The 12,683-nt window shown below is 69.8% G+C and carries 9 protein-coding genes; 6 read left to right on the top strand and 3 right to left on the bottom strand.

Translation table 11 applies throughout. The features are described 5' to 3' along the window. Positions 1–74 precede the first annotated feature (74 nt). Positions 75–1,742, bottom strand: a complete 1,668-nt coding sequence (locus tag U5C87_RS08140; protein ID WP_330476094.1) for an alkaline phosphatase D family protein — start codon at positions 1,740–1,742, stop codon at positions 75–77. Positions 1,743–2,022: 280 nt separating this feature from the next. Between U5C87_RS08140 and acs the strand changes: the two genes are divergently transcribed. Then, complete coding sequence (gene acs / locus U5C87_RS08135; protein WP_330476093.1) at positions 2,023–4,017, top strand: acetate--CoA ligase; 1,995 nt, start codon at positions 2,023–2,025, stop codon at positions 4,015–4,017. 226 nt (positions 4,018–4,243) lie between these two features. On the opposite strand, the gene U5C87_RS08130 is transcribed toward acs, so the two are convergent. Further along, positions 4,244–5,656: an HNH endonuclease signature motif containing protein gene (locus U5C87_RS08130; RefSeq protein WP_330476092.1), complete on the bottom strand. Its 1,413-nt coding sequence runs from the start codon at positions 5,654–5,656 to the stop codon at positions 4,244–4,246. Positions 5,657–5,723: 67 nt separating this feature from the next. Here U5C87_RS08130 and U5C87_RS08125 point away from each other — a divergent pair, with 67 nt between their 5' ends. Next, positions 5,724–6,047: a hypothetical protein gene (locus tag U5C87_RS08125; RefSeq protein ID WP_330476091.1), complete on the top strand. Its 324-nt coding sequence runs from the start codon at positions 5,724–5,726 to the stop codon at positions 6,045–6,047. A gap of 125 nt (positions 6,048–6,172) precedes the next feature. On the opposite strand, the gene U5C87_RS08120 is transcribed toward U5C87_RS08125, so the two are convergent. Continuing rightward, positions 6,173–7,978: a CotH kinase family protein gene (locus U5C87_RS08120; RefSeq protein WP_330476090.1), complete on the bottom strand. Its 1,806-nt coding sequence runs from the start codon at positions 7,976–7,978 to the stop codon at positions 6,173–6,175. Between the two features lie 253 nt (positions 7,979–8,231). Here U5C87_RS08120 and U5C87_RS08115 point away from each other — a divergent pair, with 253 nt between their 5' ends. The 4 genes from U5C87_RS08115 (at position 8,232) to U5C87_RS08100 (ending at position 12,321) form a co-directional block, all read left to right on the top strand. After that, positions 8,232–8,777, top strand: a complete 546-nt coding sequence (locus tag U5C87_RS08115) for an NADPH-dependent FMN reductase (RefSeq protein WP_330476089.1) — start codon at positions 8,232–8,234, stop codon at positions 8,775–8,777. Positions 8,778–9,030: 253 nt separating this feature from the next. Continuing rightward, positions 9,031–9,570 carry a hypothetical protein gene (locus U5C87_RS08110; RefSeq protein ID WP_330476088.1) on the top strand — a complete coding sequence of 180 codons (540 nt, stop codon included), beginning with the start codon at positions 9,031–9,033 and terminating at the stop codon, positions 9,568–9,570. Positions 9,571–9,598: 28 nt separating this feature from the next. Beyond that, positions 9,599–10,423, top strand: a complete 825-nt coding sequence (locus U5C87_RS08105; protein WP_330476087.1) for an NYN domain-containing protein — start codon at positions 9,599–9,601, stop codon at positions 10,421–10,423. 95 nt (positions 10,424–10,518) lie between these two features. Next, on the top strand, positions 10,519–12,321 hold the full coding sequence (locus U5C87_RS08100; protein ID WP_330476670.1) for a DEAD/DEAH box helicase: 1,803 nt from the start codon (positions 10,519–10,521) through the stop codon (positions 12,319–12,321). Positions 12,322–12,683: the final 362 nt, after the last annotated feature.

The following is a 12,683-nucleotide window of genomic DNA, read 5'->3' as shown; positions in this document are numbered from 1 at the left end:
GTCTGGTGCGGCGGTCCGCCTGTGGCAGGTGGGACGGCGAGGCCACTCGAGGGATCTGAGGTCTGGGGTCTGGGTCAGTCGGAGCCGTGGGTCTCCTCGCGGATCGTGTCGGCGACGATCTGCTCGTCCGTCGGGGCGGAGCGCCGCAGAGACGGCGTCGTCGGCAGCGGGTTGTCGACCGTCTGGCGCAGGCCGCGCACGCCGTCGTCGATGACGAACTCGGCGCGCGTGAAGGCTTCGGCGCCGGGGGTCGTCACGACCGGGACGCACCGGAAACGCGCCGTCAGCTCCGAGGCCGTGATCGTCGTCGAGACGTAGCCGCGCAGGTTGGTCCAGAAGCGCAGGTTCGGGTTCCACGCTGCCCAAGGGTGCTGGCCGGTCGGGCTGTCGTAACCGTTGCCGCCCGAGGTAATCGAGCTGGTGATGAGCTCGGAGCCGACGACCTCACCGGGAGCGGCGTAGTCGAGGTAGAGGTCCGAGGCCCAGTGCGCGTGCACGTCGCCGGTCAGTACGACGGGGTTGCGCACGCCCGCGTCGACCCAGCCCTGGGTGACCCGCTGCCGCGAGGCGCGGTAGCCGTCCCAGGCGTCCATCGAGACCGTCGTCGCCGCGGTGGGGTTGTTGTCCCGCTGGCCGAAGAAGACCTGCTGGCCGAGCAGGTCCCACCGCGCGGTCGAGGCCCGGAAGCCGTCGAGCAGCCACCGCTCCTGCTCCATCCCCGGCAGCGAGCGCGTGGGGTCGTCGGCGGCGGGGCAGTCCTTGTAGCCGTCGCCGCACGCCTGGTCGGAGCGGTACTGCCGGGTGTCGAGCATGTGGAAGTTCGCGAGGCGCCCCCACCGCACCCGGCGGTAGAGGTCGAGGTTCGGGCCGTCAGGCACCGACGAGCGGCGCAGCGGCATGTTCTCGTAGTAGGCGCGGTAGGCCGCGGCCCGCCGGGCGAGGAACGTCGGGGTCTCAGCGACCTTCTCCGGGATGTCGCCGGCGTAGTTGTTGTCGACCTCGTGGTCGTCCCAGACGGCGAGCCACGGCGCGGCGGCGTGCGCGGCCTGCAGGTCGGGGTCGCTCTTGTACTGCGCGTAGCGCTGGCGGTAGCCGGCGAGGGTCTTCGTCTCGGGGCCGGCGTGGTTGCGGCCGACGCCGTTCCCGGCGCCCTCGTACTGGTAGTCGCCCAGGTGCAGGATCAGGTCGGGCCGCTCCTCGGCGAGGCGGCCGTAGGCGGTGAAGTAGCCGGCGGGGAGGTTGGAGCACGAGACGAAGGCCATGGCGAGCGCAGAGGGCATCTCGGTCGCACTCGGCGCCGTGACCGCGCGCCCCGCGGGCGAGAGGTGCCGGGCGAGCCGGAAGCGGTAGAAGTACTCGCGGCCGGGTCGCAGTCCGCCGACCTTGACGTGCACCGAGTGCGCCCAACCGGGCTGGGCTGCAACGGAACCCGCCTTGACGACGTCGGCGAAACGGTCGTCCGACGCGACCTGCCAGTTCAGCTGGTAGGTCGCGGACGGCATACCACCCAGTCCGTCGGCGGCGAGCGGGTCGAGGGCGAGGCGCGTCCAGATGACGAAGCCGTCGGGCTCGGGGTCGCCGCTCGCGACACCGAGGGTGAACGGGTCGGCGGCGGGGATGACGGCGGCCGCGCTCGGGCGGCTGTCGACGACGAGGCCGGCGCCGGCGAGGGCGACGGTGCCGGTGGCGAGGCCACCGCGGATCAGGGTTCGGCGAGAGGGCAGCTGGTGAGTCGTGTCCATGTCGTCCACATTTGCGACTTCGCGCGCAGCCCGGCCCACGTGGCGGAGAACCTCAGGTGAAGCGTTGGGGTGAGAGGGCGTATGCCGTCCGGCCGGCCCCGGTGCTCCGGCGCCGCTACCGCTCGTCCTCGGACTCGGACCGCTCGGCGGGCTACTCGTCGGTAGCGATGAGACCCGCCTCACTCGACCCTTGATGCGCGAACTAGCCTGCGTTTGAGTTGTGCATCAACCACGTCCCCCCGCCGACACGTGCGCGGGTGGCGCGACCGCACCATCGTCGATGCGAAAGGGTGACACCGTGAGCGAAGAGCCGCTCGAGAACCTCGTCAAAGAGGGACAGACCTTCCCACCGCCGCCCGAGTTCGCCGCGCAGGCGAACGGCTCGGCTGACCTCTACGAGAAGGCAGCCGCCGACCACGAGGGCTTCTGGGCCGAGCAGGCCCGCACCTACCTGACGTGGAGCACGCCCTTCACGCAGTCGCTCGACTGGAGCAACCCGCCCTTCGCGAAGTGGTTCGCCGACGGCGAGCTCAACGCGTGCGTCAACGCCGTGGACCGCCACGTCGAGGCCGGTCGCGGCGACAAGGTCGCGATCCACTTCGTCGGCGAGCCCGAGGGCGACACCCGCGACATCACCTACGCCGACCTGCACGCCGAGGTGCAGCGCGCCGCCAACGCCCTCGCCGACCTCGGCGTCGGCAAGGGCGACACCGTCGCGATCTACCTGCCGATGATCCCCGAGGCCGCCGTCGCGATGCTCGCGTGCGCCCGTCTCGGCGCCCCGCACTCGGTCGTCTTCGGCGGCTTCTCAGCGGAGGCATTGCACTCGCGCATCAACGACGCCCAGGCGAAGGTCGTCATCACCTCGGACGGCGGCTACCGCCGCGGCGCGCCCTCGGCGCTCAAGCCCGCCGTCGACGCGGCGCTCGACCACGGCGACACGTCGGTCGAGCACGTCCTCGTCGTCAAGCGCACCGGCCAGGACACCGTGTGGAACGACCGCGACGTCTGGTGGCACGAGGCCCTCGAGAAGGCCGCCCCGACCCACGAGGCGCAGGCCTTCGAGGCCGAGCACCCGCTCTTCATCCTCTACACCTCCGGCACGACCGGTAAGCCGAAGGGCATCTTCCACACGACCGGCGGCTACCTGACGCAGGCGGCCTACACGAACGCCGTCGTGCACGACGTCCACCGCGACACCGACGTCTACTGGTGCACCGCCGACATCGGCTGGGTCACGGGCCACTCCTACATCGTCTACGGGCCGCTCACCAACGGCGTCACGCAGGTGATGTACGAGGGCACGCCCGACACCCCGCACCAGGGGCGCTGGTGGGAGATCGTCCAGGACTACAAGGTCACGATCCTCTACACCGCCCCCACCGCGGTGCGCACCTTCATGAAGTGGGGCGCCGACATCCCGGCGAAGTTCGACATGAGCTCGCTGCGCCTGCTCGGGTCGGTCGGCGAGCCGATCAACCCCGAGGCGTGGCTCTGGTACCACAAGCACATCGGCGGCGGCCGCGCCCCGATCGTCGACACGTGGTGGCAGACCGAGACCGGCGCGATCATGATCAGCCCGCTTCCGGGCGTCACGACGCTCGAGCCCGGCTCGGCGCAGAAGCCGATCCCCGGCATCAGCGCCGAGATCCTCGACGACGAGGGCCAGCCCTTCACGACGCCCGAGCAGGTCGGCTACCTCGTGCTGACCAAGCCGTGGCCGTCGATGCTGCGCGGCATCTGGGGCGACCCCGAGCGCTACAAGGAGACGTACTGGTCGCGGTTCGGCGAGAAGTACTACTTCGCCGGCGACGGCGCGAAGTACGACGCCGACGGCAACATCTGGCTGCTCGGCCGCGTCGACGACGTCATGAACGTCTCGGGCCACCGCCTCTCGACGGCCGAGATCGAGTCGGCCCTCGTGTCGCACCCGAAGGTCGCCGAGGCCGCCGTCGTCGGGGCCAACGACGAGACGACCGGCCAGGCCGTGTGCGCCTTCGTCATCCTGCGCCAGGAGTTCGTCGAGGAGGCCGACGAGCCGGGTGAGGGCGGCGACCTCGTCAAGGAGCTGCGCAACCACGTGGCCAAGGAGATCGGCCCGATCGCGAAGCCGCGCTCGATCATGATCGTCAGCGAGCTGCCCAAGACCCGCTCCGGCAAGATCATGCGCCGCCTGCTCCGCGACGTGGCCGAGGGCCGCGAGGTCGGCGACGTGACGACCCTCGCCGACAGCTCGGTCATGGACCTCATCAAGACGGGGATGTCGAGCAGCTGACCGCCCGACCGCGCGCGAGCGGTCCCCGACCGCCCGAGCACGTATGCCGCCCGCCTCGCCCCACGGTGAGGCGGGCGGTGTGCGTGGCGAGCCCACGACATCGGCTCACTGATGACGGGCGGCAGGTCGACGCAGCAGTCCGATCCCCCGTAGTCCGACCGGAAGCAGGCCGACCCTGGGCGTGCCACTGACCCCGCCGTGGCCGGCGGGGTGCGGGGCGAGGCAGCTACAGGTGCCAAGTGACGCCGGTCGGGGTGACGGTTGCCGTCAGACCCCGCTGGTGGACGACGGCGTGGTGCCGGCCGCAGAGCAGGGCGCCGTTGCGCAGGTCGGTGGGACCGCCGTGGAGCCAGTGCGTGACGTGATGGGCCTCGCACCACATGGGCGGCACGGTGCAGTCGGGATAGCTGCACCCCTGGTCGCGGACCGCGAGCGCACGGCGCTGCGTGGGTGTGAAGTAGCGCCGGGTGTAGGCGAGGTCGAGGACCTCGGACGGGGCGCCGAGGACCATGGGCACGATGCCCGCCTCGCAGGCCAGACGCCGCACCGCGGAGGGCGACAGCGCCGCGTCTGTGTCGAGCATGCCTACACCACGCAGGGCATCCATAAGCGCGTCGAGGGTCATCGTGATGACGAGGGTGGCCCGCGGGGAGCGGGTGACTCCCTCGGGCGAGGCGACGCCGCGACCGATGATCTCGAGCAGCGCGTCGGCCCGGCGCGTGGCCGCCGTGCGCGGGTCGGCCTCGCGCGCCGCGGTGGCGTTGCAGCCCTCTGAGGCCTGGCGGCTGTCCCCGTGCGACCCCGCGTCAGCTCTCTCAGCCCGGTCAGCCCGGTCAGCCCGGTCAGCCCGGTGCACCCCGTCGGCACCGTCGGTGTTGTCGGCTTTGGTGTCACCGGCCCCGTCGAACGCGAGGTCGGGGCGCGGCCTCGACAGTCGGTCGATGGCCGCTTCGACGATCGCGGCCCCCTCGGGGTCGAGGCGCAGCTCGAACACAGTGAAGCCGGCGCACGAGCGGACCTTGCGGAACGACCGTCCCAGCCGGAGCCCGGCCTCCTCGGCCTCGTGCTCGGCCGGCGGTTTGAGGGTGGCGCGGGCGTGCGCGATGAGCCGTCGGAGCTCGCGCGCAGTGAGGACGTCGCTGGCCTCGACCATCGACGCGACGATCGCGTCGAGGTGCTCGGGGTCGGCGATCCGGGCGACGTCGTCGTGAAAGCGGATGATCGCTGCGGCGTGCTCCACGGAAACCTCCGAGGCCACGACCCGGGCAGCCAGCGCAGCCCACCGAGGCTCGTTCATCGCGGCGCCGACCCGCGTCACGGCCGCCGCTGCCGGACCGTCGATCCCGGCGCCGCTGCCGTGGCCCGCGAGCCCGGCGCCCGCCTGCAGGCGCAGCCAGTCGACGCGCGAGAGCCCCTCGTCGGTGCCGAGACCACGCGCGTCGGCCTCCCGCGCCAGCACAGCCGTGAGCGACTGGCTCAGCTCTCGCACGGCCTGCGCCTGCCCGATGACCTCGCCGACGTCACTCTCGGGCAGCGACCACGTGGGGAAGTCACGGGTCAGCTCGCGCAGGGTCACCGCCATGGAACGCAGCACGTCGACGAGGCTCACGGCCGGGGCGACGGCGGGTGCTGTGCTCATGGGAACCACGATAGGCTCGACCACTGACAATGCACTACGTCGTCACACATCACCACTGAGGAGCGCGATGCCCGACACCTCCCGCGGGGCCGACCGCACGAAGGTCCTCTCCGTCCGCTTCACCGCCGAGGAGTTCGACGCCCTGTCGGCCCGGGCCACCGAGGTCGGCGTCGGCCCGTCGACGCTCGCCCGCACCTTCGTGCGACAGGCCCTGACCGCGCTCGCCATCGAAGCCCCACCGAACTCCCCCGCATCCAGCCCGACTGCCGCCCCGACCGCCACCTCAGCGCACACCCCGGAGTCCGCCCTCGAGGCCCGGCTCCAGACACTCCTCGACGCCGACCTCGTGGCCCGCGTCGAGGCGCTCGAGAGGCGCACCCCCGAGGACTGAGCCGGCGGCGCACGAGGGCGCACACGGCATACGCCATCGGTCGAGCAGCCGGGCACCCGCAAGCGCGCCGCCCACCCTCGGGAGAGGTGGGCGGCGCGTCCGTCATGACGTCGCGGGCGCGAGCGTCACTTCTTGGTGATGCGGATCTGCAGGGCCTCGATGCGCAGCGACAGGCCGGTCGTGCCCGCCGTCGCCCCGTTGGACACCCAGCTCATCCAGCCCTTGTTCTGCACCTGCACGCGGTAGCTGATGTTGTAGCTCGTCGCGAGGTTGCCGGTGAGCTTGAGCTGGATCGCCTCCATCCGGAGCGAGCGACCGACGGTGCCGATGACCGCGCCGGGCGCCTGGTAGCCCATCCAGCCGAGGTTCTGCACGTGGGCGTTCCCGACGACCGAGCCCGTGGTCGTCGTGTTGGTGTCGGTGATCTTCAGCGCCTCGGCCCGCAACGACTTGCCGACGGTGCCGGCCATCTGACCGGTCGACACGAGCGGCTGCCAGCCGATGCTCTGCACGTGCGCCTGGTAGCGCAGCACCGGGACGTTCGAGCCGTAGTTGTGCGCGAGGAAGCTCGCACGCTGCGTGGCCCACGTCTTGAGCAGCCCCACCTCGCCAGCCCACGTCGACAGGATGGGCGTGTGGCCGCCGTTGAAGGCGATGACCGACGTCTTGCCGAGGATGCCCGGCCACACGACGAAGTTGTGGGCCGCCGACTGTGCGATCTGCGTCTGGTAGGCGTCGATCCTGGACGGCACCGCGTTGACGAGGGGCTTGAGCGTCTCGTACGTCGTGTTGGCCTGCGCGGCGAACGCCTGGTTGCGGAAGAGCTGCGTCCACCAGTCGAACTGGCCGTTGCCGGTGATGGTCAGCAGCTCGTTCTTGACATAGTCCTCGGTCGGGTTGCCGCCACGGTTGGTGCTGGCGTAGTTGCCGAGGGAGATGTCGTAGTCCCACACCGGGCCGGCGTGCAGCTTGTCGGTCGGGCCGTCCTTGTAGAAGTAGACGCTCGAGGACGACACGTCCGGGTTCTCGACGAACTCCGAGACGAAGTAGTACTTGATGAACGAGTCGACGTCGATGAGGGCGCTGATCTTGGCCCAGTCCGGACTCGGTGCGTAGAGCAGCCCCTCCAGAGTGTTGATGGTGCTCTTGGCGTCGTTCCACCCGGCCAGCGTGTCGGCGTCGAGCACGACTCCCGGGTCGTTCTTGAAGCCGACGTAGGAGTCCTTGAGGACGAAGATCGACCTGCTCCTGGCCGTCGTGAAGTGGAACGGGTCGGCCGAGCCGTAGTGGTTGTCCATCTCGAGCAGCACGCCCTGGGGGCTCGTGAGCGCCACGTGGCTGTCGGGCTTGGTCGCGTCGTACTTCGTGACGGAGACCTTGTCGGTCAGCAGGTAGCTGCCCAGGTCCTTGCCGTCGACGACGAGGTCGACGAAGCGCGACTCGGGAGTGGCATACATGCCGAACTGCGAAGCGAGGTCGAGCGTCGCCTTGTTGCGCATCAAGGAGGCGTCCGCACGGTTGGCGATGAGAATCCACGTCTTGCCCGGCAGCATGCCGAGCAGCGCGGTCTTCTTGTCGAACTTCAGCTGGTACGACTTCTTGTCGAGCGTCCAGGTGAAGTTGCCGTGGCCCTTGATGGTCGGACAGCCGGTGCCGTCCGGTGCGGCGTCGGTCGGCAGCGTCGTGCACTTGACCGTCGTCGTGGTCGTCCCGTCAGCCACATCGACCTGGCTGGCGACGGGAATGTCCTTGTTGCTGTTGACAAAGCTCAGGCTGTCCTTCGCGGGAAGGTCGGTCAGCGTCACGTAGACGGTCGGCAGGTTCGTGACCGTCGCGGGCGGCGTGGGCACCACCGCGGATGCGGCTACGGCGGGTGCGACCAAGGCCAACGCCCCGAAGAGCGAGAGGCTCGCAATTCGTAGGTTTCTCATAGAGAAAGAATGCAGGGATCGCCGTCGGGGGAGATCTTTTTGGGAATTGTCGGAGATATTTGACAGAACCCATTCCTGACATCAACTTTTAAATACCGACAATGAGGATTTTGATGTCTGAAAGAAGTCTGGGAGAACCATTAAGTCGACCTGAGAGAGCGCCTCGGCCGACCGCCCGTCCCTGTGGCCTGGCTCACACCGAGAGCACGGCGGGGTCCGGAATGCCCGGACCCTCGTGATAGTTGGTTGAAGCGTGAAGCAACTTCGTATCGTCGTGTCCAGCACCCGCCCCGGCCGCATCGGCCCCAAGGTCGCGGAGTGGGTGGCCTCGCAGGCTCCCGCCTCCGACTGGGAGGTGGAGCTGCTCGACCTGTCGTCGCTGCCGTTCTTCGACGAGGAGGACATGCCGCGCAACGGCAACTACGCCAAGCCGCACACCAAGGACTGGGCCTCCAAGGTCTTCGAGTCCGACGCGATCGTCGTCGTCACGCCGCAGTACAACCGCAGCTTCCCGGCCCCCATCAAGAACGCGATCGACTACCTCTTCGCCGAGTGGGACGCCAAGCCCATCGCGCTCGTCGGCTACGGCTGGAGCGGCGCGAGCGACGCCACCGCCGACCTGACCAAGGTGCTCGAGCACGTCAAGGCCGACGTCGTCGGCGCGACCGGCCTCGTCTTCACCCAGGACGTCTCCCCCGCCGGTGAGCTCGACGTCACCGACGAGCGCCGCGCCGAGCTGGGCGCGCTCCTCGACGCGCTGGCGGCCAAGGTCGACGAGCCCGTCGGCGCCAACGCCTGACGCACTCCGCCACACCTGTCCCGAAGGGGGCCGCCCGCCGCGGGCGGCCCCCTTCGCCGTCCACCGATGGCGTATGCCGTCCCGCCACGTCTGCCTCTGCACGCCCCGACGCGGGTGCGCCAGGTTGCCCGAAGCTCGCCCCCGATCGGTCCTCGGGTGTCACCATCTCGTGAGAAGTGGCACGGCGACAGGGGCACACGATGGTTCAGACAGTCAGCGACGGCTGTCGTCGGCAGCGATGACAGGGGCGGCGGTGACGAGGGCGGCTGCCGTGGGCGTGGCCGTCGCGATGCTCGCCGGCTGCGGCACGACGTCCGCGCCGGAGGCGCCATCCCCAGGCATCCCGACCGGCGCAGGCGTCTTCCCGGCCCCGGGTGGCTTCTCCACAGCCGCCATCTCCACGGGCAGCGCGAGCAGCCCTGCGCTGCCGGCGCTCCCCGGCTTCTCCGTCGAACGCCGGACGTGGGGTGGAATGTGCCCGGGTGGCCCATGCCAGGCGACGCTGCTCGTCGTCGGCGACGGCAGGTGGAGCCTCGTCACCCAAGCCGCACGGACGACCGGCACACTGCCCCAGGACCAGGTCGCCGCCCTCGCCCGCGCTGTCACCCTCACGACCCTGGACCAGACCACGGGGACGCCCGACTGCGCAGCCGACCACGACGGCACGTCGGTCTCCTACACGTGGACCGTGGCCGGACGGCGGCTCTCCACCTCGTCGTGCGACCACCCGATCCCCCGGAGCGACCCGTTCGTCATCGAGGTCGAGCGCCTCGCCGCGAGGCTCGCACCTTGAGGGCCCTCAGGACCTGCAGGATGAGCCCATGACAGCAGACGGCAGCGCGTACTTCGCAGTCCTCATCGACGCCGACAACGCCGACGCGTCGGTCATCGAACCACTCCTGGCCGAGGTCTCGACCTTCGGTGTGGCCAGCGTGAAGCGCATCTACGGCGACTGGACCACTCCTCAGCTCGGGAAGTGGAAGGACACGCTCCTGGCCCACTCCATCCAGCCCATTCAGCAGTTCGCTTACACCAGCGGGAAGAACGCGACTGACAGCGCGATGATCATCGATGCCATGGACCTTCTCCACACCGGCACGTTCGACGGATTCTGCCTGGTCTCGAGCGACAGCGACTTCACCCGGTTGGCCTCACGGATCCGGGAAGCGGGCAAGCGCGTCATCGGTTTCGGTGAGGAGAAGACGCCACGGCCGTTCGTGACGGCTTGCGACCAGTTCATCCACGTCAGCATCTTCCGGTCACCCGCCGACCCGGAAGCCCTCCCGGTTGTGCCGCTCACCGGCCCGCAGCTGAGGCAGGACACAGCACTCGTACGCCAGCTCCGGGCCGCAGTGCAGGCCGCCAGCGGTGAGAGCGGCCAGTCCGACCTGGCCCACGTCGGGAGTCTGCTCGTGAAGCAGACTCCTGACTTCGACGCGCGACGCTACGGCTACGCCAAGCTGAGTGAGCTTGCCGAGGCAATCGGACTGTTCACCGTGACCCGCACCGCAGGGCGGGTGAGCCTGGCGCCGCTGCCGTCGGCAAAGGCTGCTGCCAAGGGGCCGAATACCGGGACATCCGTGTCCAGCCGACCTTCCGCGCGAAAGGCCACCGGCTCGGACGCACGGGATAGTGGGCCTGGTTGACGGTCTTGGTCCTCGCTGCTCCCGGCCTTGGGACGCCGAGGCGTGACGCGCACCCTGCCTGACGCACTACCGTCAGGGGGGTGAGTGACCAGAGCATGCAGTCCGAGTCCGCCCAGACCGTCGCCCCCGAGGCCGAATCGGGTGCCGGCGACGATCGCGTGTCGTTCGCGGACCTCGGTCTCGACGACAAGGTGCTCAAGGCGCTGCGCGACGTCGGCTATGAGTACCCGTCGCCGATCCAGGCCGCGACGATCCCGGCCCTGCTCGAGGGGCGCCACGTCGTGGGCCTCGCACAGACGGGCACGGGCAAGACGGCCGCCTTCGCGCTCCCGATCCTCAGCCGGCTCGACCTCAAGCAGAAGTCGCCGCAGGCCCTGATCCTCGCGCCGACGCGTGAGCTCGCCCTGCAGGTCTGCGAGGCCTTCGAGCGGTACGCCGCCCACCTCAAGGGCGTGCACGTGCTGCCCGTCTACGGCGGCCAGGCCTACGGCGTGCAGCTGAGCGCGCTGCGCCGCGGCGTGCACATCGTCGTCGGCACCCCGGGCCGCATCATGGACCACCTGGAGAAGGGCACGCTCGACCTGAGCGAGCTGCGCTTCCTCGTGCTCGACGAGGCCGACGAGATGCTCAAGATGGGCTTCGCCGACGACGTCGAGACGATCCTCGCCGACACCCCGGACGACAAGCACGTCGCGCTCTTCTCCGCGACGATGCCCTCGCAGATCCGGCGCATCTCGAAGAAGTACCTCCACGACCCGGTCGAGATCACCGTCAAGTCGACGACCTCGACGGCGCCCAACATCACGCAGCGCTACCTCACGGTCAGCTACCCGCAGAAGGTCGACGCCCTGACCCGCATCCTTGAGGTCGAGAACTTCGAGGGGATGATCGTCTTCGTCCGCACCAAGAACGAGACCGAGACGCTCGCCGAGAAGCTGCGGGCGCGCGGCTTCTCGGCGATGGCGATCAACGGTGACATCGCGCAGAACCAGCGCGAGCGCACCGTCGACCAGCTGAAGTCGGGCAAGCTCGACATCCTCGTCGCGACCGACGTCGCGGCCCGCGGCCTCGACGTCGAGCGCATCAGCCACGTCGTCAACTACGACATCCCGACCGACACCGAGTCCTACGTGCACCGCATCGGCCGCACCGGTCGTGCCGGCCGCAGCGGGGACGCGATCTCCTTCGTCACGCCGCGTGAGCGCCACCTGCTCAAGGCGATCGAGAAGGCGACGCGCCAGTCACTCGTGCCGATGACGATGCCGAGCGTCGAGGACATCAACGCGACGCGCCTGAGCCGCTTCGACGACGCCATCACCGAGGCGCTCTCGGGGGACCGGATCGACTTCTTCCGCGACGTCATCGCGCACTACGTCAACGAGCACAACGTGCCGGAGGCCGACGTGGCGGCAGCGCTGGCGGTCGTGGCCCAGGGTGACGAGCCGATGCTGCTCGACCCCGAGCAGGTCCGTCCCGCAAGGACGTTCGACGACCGCGGTCCCCGTGACCGGCGCGACGACCGACGCGATGACCGGCGTGACGACCGCGGCTCGCGTGGCCGCAGTGACCGCGGAGACCGAGCCGACCGAGGCCAGCGCCGCGGCACCTCCGGGCCCATGGCGACCTACCGCATCGCGGTCGGCCGGCGGCACCGCGTCGAGCCGCGGCAGATCGTCGGTGCCCTGGCCAACGAGGGCGGTCTCGGCCGAAACGACTTCGGGCACATCGACATCCGAGCCGACCACTCCCTCGTCGAGCTGCCGGCCACCCTGCCCGCGGGCACGATGGACAAGCTGCGCTCGACCCGCATCTCCGGTCAGCTCATCGAGCTGAGCGAGGACCGCGGCCCGCGCGGTGGCGGCACGAAGAAGCCGTACACCAAGCGCCCCCGCGACTGAGCCGGGCAGCATCGGTGCGCTGACGGCATACGGTCGTTGGCGTATGCCGTCGGGCTACGCGGCCCTGCAGCCCCGACGCGTCGTCGGTGTCGTCACGACCTTCGACGCGTCGGAGCTGCCAGACCTCCCACCCCCGAGTGACACTGCTGCCGCCGCCACGACACGCACTCGGCTCGTCGCCGTCCCAGGCTCCTTGGGTACAGCCCCACGGCGCCGGGTGTGGACGTTCGAGACCGAGCCGTGCGTCGCAACCTCCCCTGACGGCTCCCACCGTGCCATTCTGAAGAGGACGCGATCACGGCATTAGTGCCTCTTCGGACACCTTGACGCATGTCGCGATCTTCACCACGACAGGGGTTCGT

The organism is Terrabacter sp. C0L_2 (genome assembly GCF_036352015.1).
Lineage (GTDB): Bacteria > Actinomycetota > Actinomycetes > Actinomycetales > Dermatophilaceae > Terrabacter > Terrabacter tumescens.
The sequence above is the reverse complement of the archived record's forward strand: the minus strand, read 5'-3'. Positions and strand labels throughout refer to the sequence as shown.